The organism is Pseudomonas sp. T8, assembly GCF_024610635.1.
Taxonomy (GTDB): domain Bacteria; phylum Pseudomonadota; class Gammaproteobacteria; order Pseudomonadales; family Pseudomonadaceae; genus Aquipseudomonas; species Aquipseudomonas chlororaphis_I.
This window is the reverse complement of record NZ_CP102374.1, coordinates 5,183,752-5,204,716: the sequence shown is the minus strand read 5'-3', so window position 1 is coordinate 5,204,716 and position 20,965 is coordinate 5,183,752. Positions and strand designations below refer to the sequence as shown.

The window sequence follows — 20,965 nt, the reverse complement described above, 5'->3', positions numbered from 1 at the left end:
GCGAGCTTGCTCGCGATGATGTCGTTGAAATCTGTAACTACTGCGCCGCCATCCGGGCGAACCCGGCACGGATCTTCTCTTCCGGCAGATCGTCGGCAATGAACACAATCACGCTCTCCCGCGTCTCGCCTTCGGCCCATTCGGTATCCCAGTCGAAACCGTACAGCTTGAGCACGCCCTGGAACACCAGGCGCCGTGGCTCACCGGCAATGTTCAGCACGCCCTTGTAGCGCAGCAGTTGCTTGCCGTGTTCTTCCAGCAGCTCGTTCATGAACTCGCTGAGCCGGTCGATATCCAGCGGCGCATCGGTGCGCAGCACCAGGCTGGAAATACGGTCGATGGAGGGCGCCTTGCTCACCGGACGCAGGCTGACACCGCCACCCAGGTCGGCATTCAGGTTGAAGCCACGCACATCCAGCAGCTCGGCCAGGTCGATGCGGCCATGCTCGACCACACGGATCGGCGCACGACGGTTGATCCGGGTCAGGCGCTCGCTCAGCGCATTGAAGGTCTGCTCGTCTACCAGGTCGCGCTTGCTCACCAGCAGGCGGTCGGCGAAGCCGATCTGGGCCTGGGCGATGGTCTGGGTCAGGTGGTGCTCGGCGTGCTTGGCGTCCACCAGGGTGATGATGCCGTCGAGGATGTAACGCTCGCGCAGTTCTTCGTCGATGAAGAAGGTCTGGGCCACGGGCGCCGGGTCAGCCAGCCCGGTGCATTCGATCACCAGCCGGTCGAAGGCGATCTCGCCGCTGTCCACCCGCTCGAGCAGCAAGAACAGCGCCTTGGTCAGGTCGGTATGGATGGTGCAGCAGACGCAGCCGTTGGACAGCGTCATCACTTGCACCGGCTCGTCGCCCAGCAACTGGGTGTCGATGCCGGCATCGCTGAATTCGTTTTCGATCACGGCGATTTTCAGGCCGTGCTCGGCCTTGAGCAGATGGCGCAGCAAGGTGGTCTTGCCGGCGCCGAGGAAACCGCTGAGAACGGTGACGGGGATTGGAGAGGACAAAAGCGGTTCTCCTGAAAAAAATGGGAACGCAAAAACAACTGTAGGAGCGAGCTTGCTCGCGAAGAACTCAAGGACACCACATGCGTTCAGAATGAACTCGGCGTCTTTAGGTTTTTCGCGAGCAAGCTCGCTCCTACAGAGACACTAACGAATCAACAGCATTTCGGCCCGGCTTTGCCACCGTACCGCGCTTCCTGGCGTTCCCGGAAGAACGCCTCGTACGACATCACCGGTTTGTCCGGGTGCTTGGTCTGCATATGCTCGACGTAGTTGTCGTAGTCGGGCATGCCGACCATCAGGCGCGCAGCCTGACCGAGGTATTTACCGAGGCGACTCAGGTCATTGAACACGATTGCAATCCTCGATTACGCATCCGGCAGTGCATGGAATGGCGATTCTTTATCCGTGCGTTCTTTTTTACCCCAGGCGGAGATACCCACCTTGAGGGCGTAGAACAGGATGCTGAATACCACCAGCAGGAACAGCACCGTCAGCGTGGCGTTGGTGTAGGCGTTGAAGATCACGTGCTGCATCTGCGTGATGTCCTTGGCCGGAGCGAGGATCTGACCATTGGCCAGGGCATCGCTGTACTTCTTGGCCAGGGCCAGGAAACCGACTGCCGGGTTGGCGTCGAACAGCTTGATGAGGCCCGCGGTGGTGGTGCAGATCAGCAGCCAGGCAGCTGGCAGCAAGGTCACCCAGATGTAGCGTTGACGCTTCATCTTGATCAGCACCACGGTGCCGAGCATCAGCGCGATACCCGCCAGCATCTGGTTGGAGATGCCGAACAGCGGCCACAGGGTGTTGATGCCACCCAGCGGATCGATCACACCCTGGTACAGCAAGTAACCCCAGAGGGCCACGCAGCCGGCGGTGGCGATCAGGTTGGCGGTCCAGGACTCGGTGCGTTTCAGGGCTGGCACGAAGGAACCCAGCAGGTCCTGCAGCATGAAACGCCCGGCACGGGTACCGGCGTCCACCGCGGTCAGGATGAACAGCGCTTCGAACAGGATCGCGAAGTGGTACCAGAACGCCATGGTGTTCTCGCCCGGCAGCACCGTGTGCAGGATCTGTGCGATACCGACCGCCAGGGTCGGCGCACCGCCGGCACGGGCCAGGATGGTGGTTTCACCGATGTCCTTGGCCACTGCTTGCAGGGCGTCCGGAGTAATGGCGAAGCCCCAGCTGCTGACCGTCTGCGCCACGGTTACCACGTCACCGCCGACGATGGCCGCCGGGCTGTTCATGGCGAAGTACACGCCAGGCTCGATCACCGAAGCGGCGACCATCGCCATGATGGCCACGAAGGACTCCATCAGCATGCCGCCATAACCGATGTAACGGGCGTTGGTTTCGTTATCCAGCAGCTTCGGCGTGGTCCCGGAAGAGATCAGCGCGTGGAAGCCGGACACCGCGCCACAGGCGATGGTGATGAACAGGAACGGGAACAGGCCGCCTTTCCAGACCGGGCCGGTGCCGTCGGTGAACTGGGTCAGCGCCGGCATTTTCAGCTCGGGCATGGTGATCAGGATGCCGATCGCCAGGGCGATGATGGTACCGATCTTGAGGAAGGTCGACAGGTAGTCGCGCGGCGCCAGGATCAGCCATACCGGCAGCACCGCGGCGACGAAACCGTAGCCGATGAGCATCCAAGTGATCTGTACGCCGGTGAAGGTGAAGGCCTTGGACCACACAGGATCCGCGGCGATCTGGCCCCCCAGCCAGATCGAGCCCAGCAGCAGGAGCACGCCGATGACGGAAATTTCACCGATGCGGCCCGGGCGGATGTAGCGCATGTAGACGCCCATGAACATCGCGATCGGGATGGTCGCCATCACGGTGAAGATGCCCCACGGGCTTTCGGCCAGGGCCTTGACCACGATCAGCGCCAGCACCGCGAGGATGATGATCATGATCAGGAAGCAGCCGAACAGCGCGATGGTCCCCGGGATCCGGCCCATTTCCTCACGGACCATGTCGCCCAGGGAACGGCCGTTGCGCCGGGTGGACATGAACAGGACCATGAAGTCCTGCACCGCCCCCGCCAGCACCACCCCGGCAATCAGCCAGAGCGTGCCGGGCAGATAGCCCATCTGCGCCGCCAGTACCGGCCCCACCAGCGGGCCCGCGCCGGCGATGGCCGCGAAGTGGTGACCGAAGAGAATGTGCTTGTTGGTCGGAACATAGTCCAGACCGTCGTTGTTGAGCACGGCGGGGGTGGCCCGGCGCGCATCGAGCTGCATCACGTTGTTAGCTATGAACAGGCTGTAGTAACGGTATGCGACCAGATAGATGGCCACGGCAGCGACCACGATCCACAAGGCGTTGATCGCCTCGCCGCGGCGCAATGCCACTACGCCGAGGGCGCACGCTCCTACGATTGCCAGCACCAGCCAGGGTAAGTGGCGTAGCGGGCTATTATTATTTTTCATTTTATTATTCCAGCCAGGGTGGACAAGAAAGACAGCCATCCGGAGTTTAGCGCTACTGGCCCCAAAGGCCACCCCCCACGTTGGTCTAGAGCGCCCTTTTGAGTTTTTTCTTAGGTTTTGCACCGCCTCGGTGCAACCGTTTCTGGAAGCACTGAACCACCCGGGCGAAAAAGCGGTCGCACCTTTAACGACTCGCCGTCTGGAGTGCCCATGCCCGCGCCGCCCGATGGACCGCCGCTGTCACCGCCGCTGCTGTATCTGCTGTTCCTGATAGCAGCGCTGTTGCTTGCCGACGCTGTGCCCTTGCCGGTCCCGGTCAACGGCTGGCTGCGCACCCTGGCCCTGCTGCTGATCATCGGCGGCCAGGGCCTGTCGTTCTGGGCGATGTGGCGTCTCAGGCAACGGCACACCACCACCAGCAATCGCGGCGAACCCCGGCGCCTGCTGTGCGACGGCCCGTTCGCGATCTCGCGCAACCCCATCAATCTCGGCGACACCCTGGGTTACTGCGCCATTGCCCTGCTGCTCGGCAGCCTGTGGCCGTGGCTGCTGTTGCCGCTGCTGATTTACCTGATGAACCTGACGGTGATCCGGCCGGACGAGAACCATCTGCTGGAGTTGTTCGGCGACCGCTACCGTGACTATTGCCGCAAGGTGCGCCGCTGGCTGTAGCGGTGGGAGCGCCCCCGGGTCTGGTCTATAGTCATTTCACCACGCAGAGGGGCTGCTCATGAGCGAACACCATGCCGATCGTCGCCGTTTCAAACGCATCGCCTTCGATGCCCGCACCGAACTGAGCCAGGGCCCTTATCGCTGGTCCGTGCAACTGGTCGATCTCTCGCTCAAGGGCATGCTGATCCAGCGTCCCGATCCCTGGCTGGGGGACGAAAGCCAGCCGTTCGAAGCCGATATCCATTTGAGCGATGACGCCGAAGTGCGCATGGACGTGCAACTGGCGCACGACGATCACGGCCAGCTGGGCTTTGTTTGCCTGCATATAGACCTGGAATCGATCGAGCACCTGCGCCGGCTGATCGAACTGAACCTCGCCGATCCGCAGGAGCTGGAGCGTGAGCTGGGGGCGCTGCTGGAGGTTTGAGCGCCCGCCTCTTCCCGTCAGATGCTCAAGGAAATGCCGAGGGCGCGGGGAATTCGCTTTCCATATCCCAATAACCGGGCTGTTGCCGACTGGCGGCGGTCCACTGCCCGTCCACCCAGCGATAAGTCCGGTACGTGGTCACAAAATCGTCACCCTCGCTGGCAGGCGCCGAAGACACCTGGGCAATCGCCTCGGTAGCGCCCGACGCCGATGGAAGGATCTGCCAGGCCGCCTTGCCGGTCTGGGCCAACCCCAGCGGGCGCTGCTCCCCGCTTTCGTCCCGATACTGAACCGGCTCCAGCCGGCTTTGTGTCGGCGCCAGGAGCTGCGTGGCCGGACCGCTGTAGCTGCCCATCGGCGCCGTCTGATCGACGGTGAGGAAAAACGCCGGGTATGGCAGGCCGCTGAGCGGCGCCTTTTCCACCTTCGCCAGCGGGTAGCCCAGGGACTGCTCGGCAAGCACCTCGCCGACCTCCGACACCAGGCGCACCCGGGCCTCCAGCTGTGGCTGGTGCTCGCTGTCCGTCGACTCGTCGAAGGTTTCCTCGTCCAGGCCGCTGCCCCAGCTCTGCGCGTGCAGTTGCGCGGTGATACGCCGGTCTTCCAGCACCTCGAGCACCGTGCCGTCGCCGACCAGCAATTCCTGAGCGATCCGATAGCCGCGCGGTGCATCCTCCTGGCTGGCTACAGCCAGGCCGCTACCCCACAACAACGCAAAACCGAGGGCACCCAGGCCCGCTGCTGTCATCCGCATGAACTGCTTCCTTTCAGTGGCACAAGGGGTCATTCGAACAGCGCATCCAGCGCCTGCTCCAGACGGGTTACCGCAATGATCCGCAAGCCCTGTGGCGGCTCTTTCGGGGCATTGCCCTTGGGCACGATGGCCCGTTTGAAACCGTGCTTGGCCGCCTCCTTGAGGCGCTCCTGGCCGCTCGGCACCGGGCGTACTTCGCCGGACAGGCCGACTTCGCCGAACACCAGCAGATCGTGGGGCAAGGGCCGGTTGCGCAGGCTGGACATCACCGCCGCCATCAACGCCAGGTCGGACGCGGTTTCCAGCACCTTGACCCCGCCGACCACGTTGAGGAACACGTCCTGATCGTGGGTCGGAATGCCGCCGTGGCGATGCAGCACCGCCAGCAGCATCGCCAGGCGGTTCTGGTCCAGGCCCAGGGTGACCCGCCGCGGATTGGCCAGGTGGCTGTCATCCACCAGCGCCTGGACTTCCACCAGCATCGGCCGGGTGCCTTCCCAGGTGGCCATGACCACGCTGCCCGGGACTTCTTCCTGGGCACGGGTGAGAAAGATCGCCGACGGGTTGGAAACCTCTTTCAAGCCGCGATCGGTCATGCCGAACACGCCCAGCTCGTTGACCGCGCCGAAGCGGTTCTTCACCGCCCGCAGCAAGCGCAGGCGGCCGTCGGACTCACCTTCGAAATACAGCACGGTGTCGACCATGTGCTCGAGGACCCGCGGCCCGGCCAGCGCGCCCTCCTTGGTCACGTGGCCCACCAGGAAGATCGCCGTGCCGCTCTGCTTGGCATAGCGCACCAGCAGCGCCGCGCTTTCGCGCACCTGGGAAACCCCGCCGGGGGCCGATTGCAGTTGCTCGGTGAAGATGGTCTGGATCGAGTCGATCACCATGACCTTGGGCTTCTCCTGCCGGGCCGTGGCGATGATGGTTTCGATACAGGTTTCGGTCATCACCCGTAGCTGGTCCTGGGGCAGGCCCAGGCGCCGGGCACGCATCGCCACCTGTTGCTGCGATTCTTCGCCTGTGACGTAGAGCGCCGGCATGCGGGTGGCGATGTTGCACAAGGTCTGTAACAGAATGGTCGACTTGCCGATCCCCGGGTCGCCGCCAATCAGCACCACCGAACCGTCGACCAGACCGCCGCCGAGCACCCGGTCCAGTTCGCCGGAAGCCGTGGAAAAGCGTGGAATCTCTTCGACGCTGACCTCGGCCAGGGTCTTGATCTGCGCCTGCTGCCCGGCCCAGCCGGTGCGACCGCTGGGGGCCGCGGCGCCACCGCTTTCCACCATGGTTTCGGTCAGGGTGTTCCAGGCTCCGCATTCGCCGCACTGGCCGGCCCATTTGGGAAAGGTTGCGCCGCACTCGGTGCAGCCGTACATGCGCTTGGCCTTGGCCATCTGATCCCCCGGCAAAAACCGCGATGATAGCTCAGCTGGAGCGGATCAGCGCGGCGCGGCCGTGTGGATTTCACCGTCGGCCAGACGCGCGGCGCTGTTGCCCAGCGGATCTTCGGCATTCAGGTCGGCGCCCTTGGTCGCCAGGGCATCGAGCAGCTCCACCCGCTTGAACAGCCCGGCGTACATGGCTGCGGTCTGGCCAGCGCCGTTGCGCTGGTCAGGGTTGCAGTCGGTGGCCAGCAGGCGCCGGGCGATCTTCACTTCGCCCTTGAAAATGGCGCCCATCAGCGCCGTGCTGCCTCTTTTATCCTGGGCGCAGGCATCGGCACCGGCGGCCAGCAAACGCTCCACCGCCGGTCCCTGGCCGTGATACGCCGCAAGGATCAGGGCGGTGTAGCCCTTCTCGTCCTGGGTATCGAGGGAATAACCGGCCTCGATAAAGGTATTGAGCATCTCGACGTCGCCACGACGGGCCGCATCGAAGTAGTAATTCTGTAACTGGGCCTTGACCGCCGCCGGGTCCGTGGGCACCGGTTGCTGCGCATAAGCGCCCAGCGAGCAGGCGGCCAGCAGCAGCGAAATGAACAAGCGCATGGTGCGACTCCCTTGCCTTGCAAAAACCTGTAGGAGCGAGGCTTGCCCGCGATGACTTCGGCCCGGGTAAATACGTTCGTCAGGGAGAACGCAGTCACCGGTATTGGGGCCGCTGCGCGGCCCATCGCGGGCAAGCCTCGCTCCTACAAAAAGGAAGCGTCACGCCGGGGCGTGACGCTGGTTGAGGTTAATCCGACAGCTTGGCGGCCAGGGCCTTGACCCGGGCCAGGTCGCCCTTGGCCACCTTGGTCACGCCAGTGCCGTACTCGGGATCGGCCTTGTAGAGGAACGACAGCATGATGTGCTTGCTCTCGTCATCGGTGGTCGCCAGGGAACCGCCGAAGTTCTCGATCAGGTCCTGGCGCTCTTTCTGGCTCAACGAGCGATACAGATCGCCGGCCTGCTTGAAGTTCTGCTCGCGCTGGATCTTCGCCTGCTGGGTGCTGCCACTCAGCGCCAACTGGCTGTAACGCGCGCTTTGCGGCTCTTCGCGCGGCATCAGGCGGCTCGGCTGGTAATTCACACCGGTGCTGGTGCTGCCACTGTTCATCGCGCCATCCTGGTTGCCGTTGTTCACCGCGACTTTCGGCGCGTTGATCGGCAATTGCAGGGCGTTGGCGCCCAGGCGGTACAGCTGGGTATCGGCATAGGAGAACACCCGGCCTTGCAGCAGGCGGTCTTCCGACGGCTCGATGCCCGGCACCAGGTTGGCCGGGGCCATGGCCACCTGTTCGGTTTCCTGGAACACGTTGGCCGGGTTGCGGTTGAGCACCATCTGCCCGACCTTGCGCTCAGGCACGCCCGGCCAGATCTTGGTGGCATCCAGCGGGTCGAAATCGAACTTGGCCAGGTCTTCCGGCTTCAGGACCTGGACATACAGGTCCCATTTCGGGAAATCGCCCTTGTTGATATGCGTGACCAGGTCATTGGTCATATGGCTGTAATCACGCCCCTGCACCTCGACCACTTGTTTGGGATCGAGGTTGTTGATGCCCTGCAAACTCTTCCAGTGAAACTTCACGTAATGCACTTCGCCCTTGGCATTGATCAACTTGTAGGCGTGCACGCCATTACCGTCCATTTCCCGGTAACTGGCCGGAGTACCGGAATTGGAATACAGCTCGGTCAGGGTCCGGGTGGCTTCCGGAACATGGGAGAAGAAATCGAAGCGCCGGGAATCGTCATCCAGGTTGGTCCGTGGATCAGGTTTGAACGCATGAACCATGTCCGGGAATTTGATTGCGTCGCGAATAAAGAAAGTCGGGAAGTTGTTGCCGACCAGATCCCAGTTGCCGTCGGCGGTGTAGAACTTGGTGGCAAAACCGCGCGGGTCACGCAGGGTTTCCGGCGAATGATTGCCGTGCACTACCGCGGAAAAACGCACGAATACCGGCGTGACCTGTCCGGCGGCGAATACCTTGGCCTTGGTCAGGTCGCTCAGGCTGTCGGTCACGGTGAAGGAACCATGGGCACCGGTGCCACGGGCATGCACCACCCGCTCTGGAATGCGCTCGCGATCGAAGCGCTGGAGCTTCTGGATCAACTGCACATCCTGCAGCAATACCGGCCCGGTAGCGCCCGCAGTCTGCGAGTTCTGGTTATCGCCCACCGCGGCCCCGTTATCCCGGGTCAAAGTAGCGGCCTGTACGGAAAGAGAAAGCATACTGGCGGCGAGTACGCCCACTATGCGTCGTTGGGAAAAACTCCCAAGGCCAATGATCATGGTCATGTTTTATTCCTCTGGTTTTAATCAAACGCATCCAGGTGCGCCTGTCAGAGGCTAGTGACCAAAGAGTCGAAATCTAAATAGAAAGGTCGCAACAGTCTGATTGAAAAAATATTCTGGTATGAAAGAGCAAGCGCGAGTATTTCGCGCGCGATTGATGGCACTTTGTAAACTATTTGCCGTTAACCCGGTCGATAACTCCGAACGCTGTAAGCAGTTGTTGCAAGCAAGATGCCTTTTGCTGAATTACACTGCGTTCACCAACCTCATCTGTAACAAGGAATAACCTATGGGCGTGCTAAGTGAGTTCAAGGCCTTCGCGGTCAAAGGTAATGTGGTCGACATGGCCGTCGGTATTATCATCGGCGCCGCATTCGGCAAGATCGTCTCGTCGTTTGTTGGCGATGTGGTGATGCCGCCAATCGGCTTGCTGATCGGTGGGGTGGACTTCAGTGATCTGGCGATCACGCTCAAGGACGCCGTCGGCGAGACACCGGCCGTGGTGCTGGCCTACGGCAAGTTCATCCAGAGCCTGATCGACTTCATCATCGTTGCCTTCGCCATCTTCATGGGCGTGAAAGTGATCAACCGCCTGAAGCGTGAAGAAGCCGTGGCACCGGCCGCTCCTACCAAGGAAGAAACGCTGCTGGGCGAGATCCGCGACCTGCTCAAGGCGCAGAACAACAAGCCCTGAGGCTTGTGCCGCAACAAAACGGCGCCCCCTGCAAGTCAGGCGGCGCCATTTTTTTACCAGTAGTTTTCCACCGCCACCTGCCCGGGCCGCCGGGTCAGGCTCAGGTGCATGTCGCGCTGTTTGAGCAGGGCGCGGGTGTCGTCGATCATCTGCGGGTTGCCGCAGAGCATCACTCGCGAGTGCTCGGCGCTCAGCGGCACACCGGCGACGCGCTCCAGCTCACCGTTTTCGATCAAATGGGTGATCCGCCCATTGAGGCTGCCCGGATGCTGTTCCCGGGTCACCGTGGTGATGACTTGCAGCTTGTGGGCAACTTCCGCCAGATAATCGCGCTGCTTCAGCTCGGCCAGCAATTGCTGATAAGCCAGCTCCTTGGCCTCGCGCACGCTGTAGACCAGGATGATCCGCTCGAATTTCTCCCAGACTTCGAAGTCCTGGAGGATCGAAACAAAAGGCGCGATCCCGGTGCCGGTGGACAGCAGCCAGAGGTCGCGGCCATCGACGAAACGGTCGAGGGTCAGATAACCGAACGCCTGCCGGTCCACCATCAGGGTATCGCCCTCCCCCAGCCGACTCAGCTCACTGGTGAACTCGCCGCCGGGCACGACGATGGAGAAGAACTCGAGAAACTCATCAAAAGGCGAAGACACCATGGAGTACGCCCGCCACACCGTGCTGCCGTCGGCCTTGGTCACCCCCAGGCGGGCGAATTGCCCGGCGCGAAAGCGAAAACCCGCGTCCCGCGTGGTGCGCAGGGTAAACAGGCTGGGAGTCAGGGGCTGGACGTCGAGCAAGGTCTGGCGCGTGTATTTTTCTGCACTGGCAGTCATGGCAGGCTCCAATAAGCGAATGCCCTTAGTGTCCCGCAAAGCGCGCGACAGAAACACCGGTGGTTTGTAATGGCATAGAGCGCGGGCAATCGAGCGCAAAAAAAAGTACCATTGGCCCCCTCTTCGGGCAGCTGCCACGCGGCCTGCGCGCCACCTGCCCGAACGGTCCAGCCCGCATCGCGCCCCTCCCGCCGGCAGGACATTCACCGATTACCAAGAGTCCGCCCCATGCCCCTGCTCGAAAGCCCCTTCGCCCAGCTCGACCTGATCCGCCAGCCCGAACAACAGAACGAGCCCCTGCAAGCTTTCGACGCGGCGGACGAGTACCTGCTCAATCACCTGGCCGAACAGCAGCCGACGGCGGACACCCGGGTGCTGGTCCTCAACGACAGCTTCGGCGCGCTGGCGGCCAGCCTGGTCGGGCGCGTGCAGGTGCGCAGCAGCGGCGACTCGTTTCTCGGCGCGCTGGCGCTGGAGAAAAACCTGGTGCGCAATGGCCTGCCATTCGACGCCGTCACGGTGGTGCCGGCCAGCGAGCCGTTGACCGGGCCATTCGACCGCGTTCTGATCCACGTGCCCAAGACCCTGGCCCTGCTGGAAGAACAGTTGATCCGCCTGCAAGGCCAACTGGCTCCGGGCGCCCAGGTGGTGGCGGCGGCGATGGTCAAGCACCTGCCACGGGCCGCCGGCGATCTGCTGGAGCGCTATATCGGCCCGGTACAGGCCTCGCTGGCGGTGAAGAAAGCCCGTTTGCTGATCGCCACGCCGGAGGCGAAAACCCCGGCGGCCTCGCCCTACCCGACCCGCTACAAGCTCGACGAGCCCGCCATCGAGCTGCTCAACCACGCCAATGTGTTCTGCCGCGAAGGCCTGGATATCGGCACCCGCGCCTTCCTCCCGCACCTGCCGAAAAACCTCGGCAAGGCCCGGGTCGCGGACCTGGGGTGCGGCAACGGCGTGCTGGCCATCGCCAGCGCCCTGCACAACCCAGACGCCCACTACACCCTGGTGGACGAGTCCTTCATGGCCGTGCAATCAGCTTTGGAGAACTGGCGCGCAACCCTGGGCCAGCGCGAAGTGACCGTGCGCGCCGGCGACGGCCTGGCCGGCCAGGAGCCGCAGTCGCTGGACGTGGTGCTGTGCAACCCGCCCTTCCATCAGCAGCAAGTGGTCGGCGATTTCCTCGCCTGGCGCATGTTCCAGCAGGCCCGCGAGGCCCTGGTGGTCGGCGGCGCGCTGTACATCGTCGGCAACCGTCACCTGGGCTATCACAGCAAGCTGGCGCGGCTGTTCCGTGGCGTCGAGCAAGTGGCCGCCACGCCCAAGTTCGTGATCCTCAAGGCGCGCAAATAATCCCCCCGGCAGCCGACCCATTCGCGGTCGACTGCACGGCCATCGCCAGCCCCTTTTCTCATAAAACCCCAGGCAAAAAAAACCCTCCAGAGGAGGGTTATAAAACCGTGCCGCAAGGCAACGGGATGGGATGAGCGGTGGTGAAAATCAGTGCGTGGTCAGGCCCGCGGCGTTCATGAACATGCGCATCAGGCTGGCGACGATAAACAGCGCCAGCACGCTGCCGACCCAAATCCCGGCGAGCCAGCCCAGGCGCTGCCAGAGCGGTTTCTTCTCGGCTTCTTCGATTTCCTGCAACGTGGGTTTGCCAGCCATCATCGAATACTCCTCTCGGAATGGAGACGATGGCGTCGCTCGGGCGCCATCGCGAGCACGTCCGCTCCCGCACAGGGAGCGGCGCATTGACTAGTGGTAGCCGTCTTCGTGGGTGACCTTGCCGCGGAACACGTAGTAGCTCCAGAAGGTGTAACCCAGGATGAACGGGATGATGAACAGCGTGCCCACCAGCATGAAGCCCTGGCTTTGCGGCGGCGCGGCGGCGTCCCAGATCGAGATCGACGGCGGCACGATGTTCGGCCACAGGCTGATGCCCAGGCCACTGTAGCCGAGGAAGATCAGCACCAGGGTCAGCAGGAACGGCGTGTAGTGAGCATTGCGGGCCACGGCGCGCAGCAGGCCGTACATGGTCACCAGCACCAGGATCGGCACCGGCAGGAACCAGAACAGGTTCGGCAGGGTGAACCAGCGCGAAGCGATTTCCGGGTGGGCCAGCGGCGTCCAGATACTGACGACACCGATCACCGCCAGCAGCACGAAGGCCAGCGGCCGCGCCAGGTCATGCATCTGCTCCTGCAGCTTGCCTTCGGTCTTCATGATCAGCCAGGTGCAGCCGAGCAAGGCATAGGCCACCACCAGCGCGACGCCGCAGAACAGGGTGAACGGCGTGAACCAGTCCAGCGAACCGCCGGCGTACTGGCGGTCGACCACCGGCAGGCCGTCGATGAAGGCACCCAGCGCCAGGCCCTGGAAGAAGGTTGCCGCCAGCGAGCCGCCGATGAACGCCTTGTCCCAGATGTGGCGCTTGGCTTCCTTGGCCTTGAAGCGGAACTCGAAGGCCACGCCGCGGAAGATCAGGCCGATGAGCATCAGGATCAGCGGCATGTACAGCGCCGAGAGCACCACCGAATAGGCCAGAGGGAAGGCGCCGAACAACGCGGCACCGCCCAGGACCAGCCAGGTTTCGTTACCGTCCCAGACCGGGGCGACGGTGTTCATCATCACGTCACGGTCGCGGGAGTCCTTGACGAACGGGAAGAGAATCCCGATGCCCAGGTCGAACCCGTCCATGACCACGTACATCATGATGCCGAAGATGATGATCACGGCCCAGATCAGCGGAAGATCAATACCCATGACTCAATTCCCCTTGTTCAGGCTGGTGCCGTTGTCTTCGGCATCGTCGTCGGCGGCCGACAGCGGACGAGCCGGTGTGCGTTTCTGGCCAGGACCACCGTGGCTGACTTCCGCGCCTTCATTGGTCTTCGGCCCCTTGCGCACCAGGCGCATCATGTAGCCGATACCGACCCCGAACAGCGAGAAATACACCACGACAAACAGCGCCAGGGTGATGCTCATCTGCATCAGGCTGTGCCCGGACGAAGCGTCCGCAGTACGCATCAGCCCATAGACCACCCACGGCTGACGGCCGATCTCGGTGGTGAACCAGCCGGCGAGGATCGCGATCAGGCCGGATGGGCCCATCCACAACGCCAGGTACAGGAACGCGCGGTTCTGGTAGATGCGGTCACGCTTGCGCAGCCACAGGCTCCACAGGCCGGTGAGGATCATCAGCATGCCCAGGCCGACCATGATCCGGAACGACCAGAACACAATGGTCGAATTCGGCCGGTCTTCCGGTGGGAATTCCTTGAGCGCCGGCACCTGCTTGTCCAGCGAGTGAGTGAGGATGATGCTGCCCAGATACGGGATCTCGACGGCGAACTTGGTCTTTTCTTCCTTCATGTCCGGCCAGCCGAACAGGATCAGCGGGGTCGGTTCGTTACCGACGTTTTCCCAGTGACCTTCGATCGCGGCGATTTTCGCCGGCTGGTGCTTGAGGGTGTTGAGGCCGTGGAAGTCGCCGATCACGGCCTGGATCGGCGCGACGATCAGGGCCATCCACATCGCCATCGACAGCATGCGGCGGATTGCCGGGTTATCGCGGCCGCGCAGCAGGTGCCAGGCAGCGGACGAACCGACGAAGAACGCGGTGGCGACAAAGGCGGCCGTGGCCATGTGCGCCAGGCGGTACGGGAACGACGGGTTGAACACCACCGCCAGCCAGTCCACCGGAATCACTCGGCCGTCGATGATTTCGTAGCCTTGCGGGGTCTGCATCCAGCTGTTGGACGAGAGAATCCAGAAGGTCGAGATCAGCGTACCGATGGCCACCATCACGGTGGCGAAGAAGTGCAGCTTGCGCCCGACCCGGTTCCAGCCGAACAGCATCACGCCGAGGAAGCCGGCTTCGAGGAAGAAGGCCGTGAGCACTTCATAGGTCAGCAGCGGCCCGGTAACGGAACCGGCAAAGTCGGAGAAGCGGCTCCAGTTGGTGCCGAACTGGTAGGCCATGACCAGGCCCGAGACCACCCCCATGCCGAAGTTGACGGCGAAGATCTTCGACCAGAAGTGGTACAGGTCACGGTAGGTATCGTCGCGGGTCTTGAGCCACAAACCTTCGAGCACCGCCAGGTAGCTCGCCAGACCAATGGTGATGGCGGGGAACAGGATGTGGAACGAGATGGTGAACGCGAACTGAATTCGGGCGAGATCTAGTGCCTCCAAACCGAACATAAGCTTTCCTCTGTCAGGTAATACCGGCTGCCGGCTGGAGGCCTGCACCCACTGCCCCCACGGATCTGGAGTGTGGCGAATTCGAATTCGTTCTTTTTAAACCCATCGCAACGCAGGGAGTCTGGCCATCTGGCCGCCAGACCTAACCTTGGAAAAGGTTTTGATCTGGATCAATCAACGCTGAAAGAGTAGTCCTATTTTCGCCATCGGTTTGTGTGGTCTTTTGTCGCGTGACAGGTTGCCTCACCACGTCAAGAACGGGCTTTCTCCGAAGTTTTGCTCTCCCTGTAGCCGCTGCCGAAGACTGCGATCGGTCGAGACGGTCATGGCGATTTCTGCGCCGTAGAAGGTCCTTCGGCCCTTATCGCAGCCTGCGGCAGCGGCTACAGGGATTGGGCTATTTCGAATAAACGGGATAGATGCGGGGCTAACGATTCTGCAACTATTGGTTACATCTTGGTGATAACCTCGCCCTACTCCACGCTCAGACCTGCCTTTCAGATGCCCAGCCAAGACCCTCTGCTGCTTCGCCATCACCGTCCGTTCATTGCCTTCTGGCTGGCGCGGATCTTCACCGCCAGCGGCTTCCAGATGCTCACCGTGGCCATTGGCTGGAACCTCTACCAACTGACCGGCAACGTGCTCGACCTGGGCCTGGTCGGGCTGGTGGAGTTCGCGCCGCGGGTGCTGTTCATGCTGCACACCGGGCATGTGGCCGACCGCTATGACCGGCGCAAGGTGGCGGCCATCTGCCAGTCGCTACAGGCGCTGATCGCCCTGTCCCTGGCCATCGGCAGCGCCACCCACCATGTCACCCGCGAGATGATCTTCATCCTCGCCTTCCTGCTCGGCGCCGCCCGTTCCTTCGAGATGCCGACCACCCAGGCGCTGCTGCCGAGCATCGTGCCCAGCGCGCTGTTCCCCCGCGCCGTGGCGGCCGCGCAGTCCGCCCAGCAATCGGCGACCATCGTCGCGCCGGCCCTCGGCGGGCTGCTCTACGCCTTTGGCAGCGTGTGGGTCTATGGCCCGACCGTGCTGCTGTATGTGATCGCCTGCTGCCTGATGCTCAACCTGCCCGCGCGGCAGACGCCGCTGAACAAGGGCAAGGCCACCCTGGATTCGTTGCTCGCCGGGGTGCGCTTCATTCGCAGCCGCCCGGATATCCTCGGGGCGATTTCCCTGGACCTGTTCGCCGTGCTGCTGGGCGGCGCCACCGCGCTGCTGCCGGTGTTCGCCAAGGACATCCTGCTCACCGGCGCCTGGGGCCTGGGCCTGCTGCGCTCGGCGCCGGCGGTGGGGGCCTTGCTGATGTCGCTGTGGCTGGCGCGCTTTGCCGTCGACCGCCATGTCGGGCGAGTGATGTTCACCGCGGTCGGTGTGTTCGGCGTTGCCACCATCGCCTTCGGCCTGTCGACCTCGTTCTGGTTCTCGCTTGCGGTGCTGGTGGTGCTGGGCGCGGCGGACATGATCAGCATGGTGATCCGCGCCTCCTTCGTACAGCTGGAAACCCCGGACGAAATGCGTGGCCGGGTCAGCGCCGTGAACGGCCTGTTCATCGGCGCCTCCAACCAGCTCGGCGAGTTCGAGTCCGGGCTCACCGCCCACTGGTTCGGCACCGTGCCGGCGGTGGTCCTCGGCGGAGTCGGCACCCTGCTGGTGACCGGGGTGTGGATAAAACTGTTCCCGACCCTGGCCCATCGCGATCGCATGCATGCGCCGGCGGAAGAAGAAGCCAAGGCCTGATTCGAGACAGGCAGGAAGCTCACAGGACGTCGCCGTTGATCGTCCGATTCACGCGCTGCAATACATATCCGATGGGAAGAGTGTAAGGTATCGCCTTACACTCGCCGCATGATCAAATCCTTTCAGCACAAAGGCCTCAAGGCCTTCTATGAAACGGGATCGACTCGAGGGATCCGAGCCGATCATGCGAGGCGCCTGGCGCGCATGCTGCCTTTCATGGATCACGCGACAGAGCCTGACGACCTCGACCTCCCGGGATGGCGGTTGCATCCGCTCAAGGGCGAGCGTCGCGAATACTGGTCACTGACCGTATCGGGCAATTGGCGAGTGATTTTTCGTTTTACGGGTTCGGATATCGAGCTGGTCGACTATCTGGATTACCACTGAACAGGAGGCAGGATCATGCCCATGCACAACCCGCCACATCCCGGTGAAACACTGCGTGTGGACGTATTGCCCGAGTTGGGAGTCAGCGTGACGGAACTGGCCAGGCATCTTGGCTACGCCCGCCCCCATCTCTCCAAGGTGCTGAACGGTCACGCGCCGATCCGGCCGGAACTGGCGGTAAGGCTGGAACGCGCCGGAATAGGTAAAGCCAAGGTCTGGCTGGCGGTACAGGCGGACTACGATATCTGGCAGACCGAACAAGCCTTGTTACCGCGCATCGAGCCCATTGCCGCTCATGTCTGCTGATCGCTAAACCAGCAACTCCCCCTCCACCACCGTCCGCCGGCCCCTGCCGCACAGTTGCTCCACCAGGGTCAGGGCGAAACTCAGGGCCGCCCCCGAGCCTTGCGCGGTGATGCAGTTGCCATCCACCACCACCGGCTGGTCGACGAAGTTGCAGCCCGACAGCTGATGGCTGGCGCTGGGCAGGCAGGTCATGCGCCGCTGGCGCAGCACCCCGTAACTCTGCAAGGCCAGGGCCGGTGCTTCGGCGATGCCGGCGAACAAGCGCCCGGCGGCGGCCTGGTCCTTGACCAATTGCATCAGCGGTTGATGGGCCGCCAGGTGCTGCGCGCCAACCGCGCCACCGGGCAGCACGATCAGGTCGAAGTTCTGGGCCAGCACATCCACCAGCATGCCGTCGGCGGTCATCCGGGTGCCGCGGGCGCAGGTGAGCATGCGCCGCCCTTCGATACTGGCCACCAGCACTTCGACTTGAGCGCGGCGCAGCACATCGATCAGGGTCACGCTTTGCAGGTCGTCGACACCCTCGGCGAGGGGAATCAGGGCTCTAAAGGTCATGGGCTGTGTCCGCGGTAGGGTCTTTAAAGCTTAGTCAGCTTTAAAGCCCTCCGCGTTCGGACGCTGCCGTTACTTGATGTAGATCTGCGCGCTCATGCTGTTGCCCGGCGCATTCAGCGAGGTGTTGCTGAAGGTGAAGGTGCCTTCCTGCTTGCCGGCCAGGTCGAAGGTATAGATGTAGCCGACGGTGATCCCGGAGTTGCCACACGGCACCAGGCTCGAGCCTTCTTCGCAGACCGCCGCGCGCGTGCCGTTGACCTCGAAGCCATCCAGCGCCACGCGGGGCTGGCGGCCGTAGCCGATTTCCAGCACGTACACCTTGATGTTCGGCCCCTGGTGATCGCAGGCAGTCTTGTCGCGCCCGTCCGACACATCCTCCAGGCCGCAGGACGACGACTCGACCTTGAGGATTTCCACCTGGCTCAAGGGCGGTGCGGAACGGGCCATGGCCGGCGCCGTCCCCAACCACAGGCTGCTGGCCACTACCGCCAAGGTCATCGCTTTTATCGTGCTGTGCATAAGTCCCCCCAAAACGTCGGCGCAGTATGCCCCAGTCGCCACCCGGGCAAAACATCGCCGACGATCGCAGCCATAGCCTTACGCTGCTGGTATGATGCGCGGCTTTTTCCGACCCGCACAAAATCCCCGGACGCTTTTTTATGGTCTGTGCTTTGCTGTCTGGGTCGATACATTCACGGCGCCCAGCGCGCCACGGGGAGCAGACATGCTGGAAAGGCTGTTTCAACTCAAGGCACACAACACCAACGTGCGGACCGAGATTCTTGCGGGCGTCACGACCTTCCTGGCCATGGCCTACATTCTCTTCGTCAACCCGAGCATCCTCGGCGAGACCGGCATGGACAAGGGTGCGGTGTTCGTCGCCACCTGCCTGGCCGCCGCCATCGGCTCGACCGTGATGGGCCTGATCGCCAACTACCCGATCGCCCTGGCTCCGGGCATGGGCCTGAACGCCTTCTTCACCTACACCGTGGTCCTGCACATGGGCCATACCTGGCAAGTGGCGCTGGGCGCGGTGTTCATTTCGGCGGTGCTGTTCTTCCTGCTGTCGATCTTCAAGATCCGCGAATGGATCATCAACAGCATCCCGTTGCCGCTGCGCTCGGCGATCGCCGCCGGTATCGGCCTGTTCCTGGCGCTGATCGCCCTGCACAACGCCGGCATCGTGGTCGGCAACCCGGCGACCATGGTCGGCCTCGGTGATCTGAAGCAACCGGCACCGATCCTCGCGACCCTGGGCTTCGCCCTGATCGTCGCCCTGGAAGCCCTGAAGGTCCGCGGCGCGGTACTGATCGGCATCCTGTCGGTGACCATCGTCTCCATCGCCCTGGGCTTCACCCCGTTTGGCGGCGTGACCTCGATGCCGCCTTCGCTGGCCCCGACCTTCCTGCAACTGGACATCAAGGGCGCGCTGGACATCGGCCTGGTCAGCGTGATCTTCGCCTTCCTGTTCGTCGACCTGTTCGACAACTCCGGCACCCTGATCGGCGTCGCCAAGCGCGCCGGCCTGATGGGCAAGGACGGCCACATGCCGAAAATGGGCCGGGCCCTGATCGCCGACAGCACCGCGGCCATGGCCGGTTCCCTGCTGGGCACCTCGACCACCACCAGCTACATCGAATCCGCAGCCGGCGTCAGCGCCGGTGGCCGCACCGGCCTGACCGCCATCGTCGTGGCGATCCTGTTCCTCCTGGCGCTGTTCTTCTCGCCACTGGCGGCCAGCGTGCCGGCCTTCGCCACCGCGCCTGCGCTGCTGTTCGTCGCGGTGCTGATGACTTCGGGCCTGGCGGAAATAGACTGGGACGACATCACCGTCGCCGCGCCCGTGGTAGTCACCGCCCTGGCCATGCCGTTCACCTACTCCATCGCCAACGGCATCGCCTTCGGCTTCATTGCCTGGACCGCGATCAAACTGCTGTCGGGCCGCGCCCGTGAGCTGAACGCGCCGCTGGTGATCCTGTCGGTACTGTTTGTGATCAAGTTGGGTTGGTTCAACGCATGACTTTCGATTCCCAGGCTTACGCCACCCAGCTCGCCGACAAGGTCGCGCGCCTGCGTGAACTGCTGGCGCCGTTCGATGCCCCCGAGCCACAGGTCTTCGACTCGCCGCTGCAGAACTTCCGCCTGCGCGCGGAGTTCCGCCTGTGGCGCGAAGCCGGCGAGCGTCATTACGCGATGTTTTCCCAGGAAGACAAACGCACGCCGATCCTGATCGAGGAATTCCCGATCGCCAGCCAGCGCATCAATCAGCTGATGCCGCAACTCAAGGCCGCCTGGCAAGCCAGCAGCGCCTTGAGCCACAAGCTGTTCCAGGTCGAGTTCCTCACCACCCTGGCCGGCGACGCGATGATCACCCTGTGTTATCACCGCCCGCTGGACGAACACTGGCACGCCGCGGCAAGCAAGCTGGCGACCGAGCTGAACGTCAGCGTCATCGGCCGCTCCAAGGGCAAGCGCGAAGTGATCGGCCACGATTACGTGGTGGAGAAACTCGAAGTCGGCGGGCGCACCTTCAGCTACCGCCAGCCGGAAGGCGCCTTCACCCAGCCTAACGGCACGGTCAACCAGAAGATGCTCAACTGGGCCTACGACGCCCTGGGCGATCGCCCGGACGACCTGCTGGAGCTGTACTGCGGCAACGGCAACTTCACCCTGCCCCTGGCCACCCGGGTACGCAAGGTGCTGGCCACCGAGATCAGCAAGACCTCGGTCAACGCGGCCCTGAGCAACCTCGGCGAAAACGCGGTGGAGAACGTCACCCTGGTGCGCCTGTCCGCCGAAGAGCTGACCGAGGCGCTGAACGAAGTGCGTCCGTTCCGCCGCCTGCAGGGCGTGGACCTGAAGAGCTACGAATTCGGCAGCGTGTTCGTCGACCCGCCGCGCGCCGGCATGGACCCGGACACCTGCGAGCTGACCCGGCGCTTCGACAACATCCTGTACATCTCGTGCAACCCGGAGACGCTGGCGGCCAACATCGCCCAGTTGCACGACACCCACCGCATCACCCGCTGCGCGATGTTCGACCAGTTCCCGTGGACCCACCACATGGAATCCGGGGTCTTGCTGACCCGGCGTTGATAGCCTGTCGCGGACCACAAAAAAGCCGTCCCTGCGACGGCTTTTTTGTGGCCACTGCCTAGCATGCCAACGCCTGCGCCTTTCTTATTGATGAACCGTCGCCTGGGGTGATTGAGATCGGTTCCGCAAGCTCCGGC

At 63.2% G+C, this 20,965-nt stretch carries 22 protein-coding genes; 9 read left to right on the top strand and 13 right to left on the bottom strand.

The genetic code is table 11. The features are described 5' to 3' along the window. Positions 1 to 37 precede the first annotated feature (37 nt). The 3 genes from yjiA to NRG23_RS23550 form a co-directional block, all read right to left on the bottom strand. Positions 38 to 1,009: a GTPase gene (yjiA, locus tag NRG23_RS23560; RefSeq protein ID WP_009050964.1), complete on the bottom strand. Its 972-nt coding sequence runs from the start codon at positions 1,007 to 1,009 to the stop codon at positions 38 to 40. 152 nt (positions 1,010 to 1,161) lie between these two features. Further along, positions 1,162 to 1,359, bottom strand: a complete 198-nt coding sequence (locus NRG23_RS23555; RefSeq protein ID WP_007930039.1) for a YbdD/YjiX family protein — start codon at positions 1,357 to 1,359, stop codon at positions 1,162 to 1,164. Between the two features lie 15 nt (positions 1,360 to 1,374). Further along, complete coding sequence (locus tag NRG23_RS23550) at positions 1,375 to 3,441, bottom strand: carbon starvation CstA family protein (protein WP_009045728.1); 2,067 nt, start codon at positions 3,439 to 3,441, stop codon at positions 1,375 to 1,377. 210 nt (positions 3,442 to 3,651) lie between these two features. Here NRG23_RS23550 and NRG23_RS23545 point away from each other — a divergent pair, with 210 nt between their 5' ends. Then, positions 3,652 to 4,113, top strand: a complete 462-nt coding sequence (locus tag NRG23_RS23545; protein ID WP_009050965.1) for an isoprenylcysteine carboxylmethyltransferase family protein — start codon at positions 3,652 to 3,654, stop codon at positions 4,111 to 4,113. Between the two features lie 58 nt (positions 4,114 to 4,171). Then, the gene (locus tag NRG23_RS23540) at positions 4,172 to 4,540 is read left to right on the top strand and encodes a PilZ domain-containing protein (protein WP_009050966.1); all 369 of its coding nucleotides are present in this window, start codon (positions 4,172 to 4,174) and stop codon (positions 4,538 to 4,540) included. Between the two features lie 25 nt (positions 4,541 to 4,565). On the opposite strand, the gene NRG23_RS23535 is transcribed toward NRG23_RS23540, so the two are convergent. The 4 genes from NRG23_RS23535 to katB form a co-directional block, all read right to left on the bottom strand. After that, on the bottom strand, positions 4,566 to 5,294 hold the full coding sequence (locus NRG23_RS23535) for a hypothetical protein (protein WP_053269976.1): 729 nt from the start codon (positions 5,292 to 5,294) through the stop codon (positions 4,566 to 4,568). A gap of 29 nt (positions 5,295 to 5,323) precedes the next feature. Beyond that, complete coding sequence (radA, locus tag NRG23_RS23530; RefSeq protein ID WP_009050968.1) at positions 5,324 to 6,691, bottom strand: DNA repair protein RadA; 1,368 nt, start codon at positions 6,689 to 6,691, stop codon at positions 5,324 to 5,326. 45 nt (positions 6,692 to 6,736) lie between these two features. Further along, positions 6,737 to 7,285 (bottom strand): ankyrin repeat domain-containing protein, encoded by a 549-nt coding sequence (locus NRG23_RS23525; protein WP_101283637.1) that lies wholly within the window; start codon positions 7,283 to 7,285, stop codon positions 6,737 to 6,739. A 187-nt stretch (positions 7,286 to 7,472) separates the two neighbouring features. Further along, positions 7,473 to 9,014 carry a catalase KatB gene (katB, locus tag NRG23_RS23520; RefSeq protein ID WP_016703707.1) on the bottom strand — a complete coding sequence of 514 codons (1,542 nt, stop codon included), beginning with the start codon at positions 9,012 to 9,014 and terminating at the stop codon, positions 7,473 to 7,475. 286 nt (positions 9,015 to 9,300) lie between these two features. Here katB and mscL point away from each other — a divergent pair, with 286 nt between their 5' ends. Then, a complete protein-coding gene (gene mscL, locus NRG23_RS23515) occupies positions 9,301 to 9,705 on the top strand; it encodes a large-conductance mechanosensitive channel protein MscL (RefSeq protein WP_016703708.1) in 405 nt (134 codons plus the stop codon). A 53-nt stretch (positions 9,706 to 9,758) separates the two neighbouring features. On the opposite strand, the gene NRG23_RS23510 is transcribed toward mscL, so the two are convergent. After that, positions 9,759 to 10,535: a ferredoxin--NADP reductase gene (locus NRG23_RS23510; RefSeq protein ID WP_016703709.1), complete on the bottom strand. Its 777-nt coding sequence runs from the start codon at positions 10,533 to 10,535 to the stop codon at positions 9,759 to 9,761. 228 nt (positions 10,536 to 10,763) lie between these two features. Between NRG23_RS23510 and NRG23_RS23505 the strand changes: the two genes are divergently transcribed. Beyond that, the gene (locus tag NRG23_RS23505; protein WP_257372393.1) at positions 10,764 to 11,888 is read left to right on the top strand and encodes a methyltransferase; all 1,125 of its coding nucleotides are present in this window, start codon (positions 10,764 to 10,766) and stop codon (positions 11,886 to 11,888) included. A 147-nt stretch (positions 11,889 to 12,035) separates the two neighbouring features. Here NRG23_RS23505 and NRG23_RS23500 read toward each other — a convergent pair whose 3' ends face one another. From NRG23_RS23500 to NRG23_RS23490, 3 genes are all read right to left on the bottom strand, one after another. After that, a complete protein-coding gene (locus NRG23_RS23500; RefSeq protein ID WP_023969448.1) occupies positions 12,036 to 12,203 on the bottom strand; it encodes a DUF2474 domain-containing protein in 168 nt (55 codons plus the stop codon). Between the two features lie 90 nt (positions 12,204 to 12,293). After that, on the bottom strand, positions 12,294 to 13,301 hold the full coding sequence (cydB, locus tag NRG23_RS23495) for a cytochrome d ubiquinol oxidase subunit II (protein WP_009050973.1): 1,008 nt from the start codon (positions 13,299 to 13,301) through the stop codon (positions 12,294 to 12,296). Positions 13,302 to 13,304: 3 nt separating this feature from the next. Then, on the bottom strand, positions 13,305 to 14,741 hold the full coding sequence (locus NRG23_RS23490; protein WP_009050974.1) for a cytochrome ubiquinol oxidase subunit I: 1,437 nt from the start codon (positions 14,739 to 14,741) through the stop codon (positions 13,305 to 13,307). A 501-nt stretch (positions 14,742 to 15,242) separates the two neighbouring features. Here NRG23_RS23490 and NRG23_RS23485 point away from each other — a divergent pair. The 3 genes from NRG23_RS23485 to NRG23_RS23475 all read left to right on the top strand — a co-directional run bounded on the left by NRG23_RS23485 (position 15,243) and on the right by NRG23_RS23475 (position 17,177). Further along, a complete protein-coding gene (locus tag NRG23_RS23485) occupies positions 15,243 to 16,484 on the top strand; it encodes an MFS transporter (protein ID WP_009050975.1) in 1,242 nt (413 codons plus the stop codon). Positions 16,485 to 16,592: 108 nt separating this feature from the next. Beyond that, positions 16,593 to 16,871 carry a type II toxin-antitoxin system RelE/ParE family toxin gene (locus NRG23_RS23480; RefSeq protein ID WP_009050976.1) on the top strand — a complete coding sequence of 93 codons (279 nt, stop codon included), beginning with the start codon at positions 16,593 to 16,595 and terminating at the stop codon, positions 16,869 to 16,871. Between the two features lie 15 nt (positions 16,872 to 16,886). Continuing rightward, the gene (locus NRG23_RS23475; protein ID WP_016703712.1) at positions 16,887 to 17,177 is read left to right on the top strand and encodes a HigA family addiction module antitoxin; all 291 of its coding nucleotides are present in this window, start codon (positions 16,887 to 16,889) and stop codon (positions 17,175 to 17,177) included. Positions 17,178 to 17,180: 3 nt separating this feature from the next. Here the strand turns inward: NRG23_RS23475 and NRG23_RS23470 are convergent, their stop codons facing one another. Together NRG23_RS23470 and NRG23_RS23465 are read right to left on the bottom strand one after the other, a co-directional pair. Continuing rightward, positions 17,181 to 17,732: a DJ-1 family glyoxalase III gene (locus NRG23_RS23470; protein ID WP_009050978.1), complete on the bottom strand. Its 552-nt coding sequence runs from the start codon at positions 17,730 to 17,732 to the stop codon at positions 17,181 to 17,183. A gap of 69 nt (positions 17,733 to 17,801) precedes the next feature. Further along, positions 17,802 to 18,251 carry a DUF4879 domain-containing protein gene (locus NRG23_RS23465; protein WP_009050979.1) on the bottom strand — a complete coding sequence of 150 codons (450 nt, stop codon included), beginning with the start codon at positions 18,249 to 18,251 and terminating at the stop codon, positions 17,802 to 17,804. 205 nt (positions 18,252 to 18,456) lie between these two features. Here NRG23_RS23465 and NRG23_RS23460 point away from each other — a divergent pair, with 205 nt between their 5' ends. Beyond that, positions 18,457 to 19,752, top strand: coding sequence for an NCS2 family permease (locus NRG23_RS23460; protein ID WP_009050980.1), 1,296 nt, complete (start codon positions 18,457 to 18,459; stop codon positions 19,750 to 19,752). Continuing rightward, positions 19,749 to 20,828, top strand: coding sequence for a tRNA (uridine(54)-C5)-methyltransferase TrmA (gene trmA, locus NRG23_RS23455; RefSeq protein ID WP_016703714.1), 1,080 nt, complete (start codon positions 19,749 to 19,751; stop codon positions 20,826 to 20,828). Before NRG23_RS23460 ends, trmA begins: the two co-directional genes overlap by 4 nt. Positions 20,829 to 20,965: the final 137 nt, after the last annotated feature.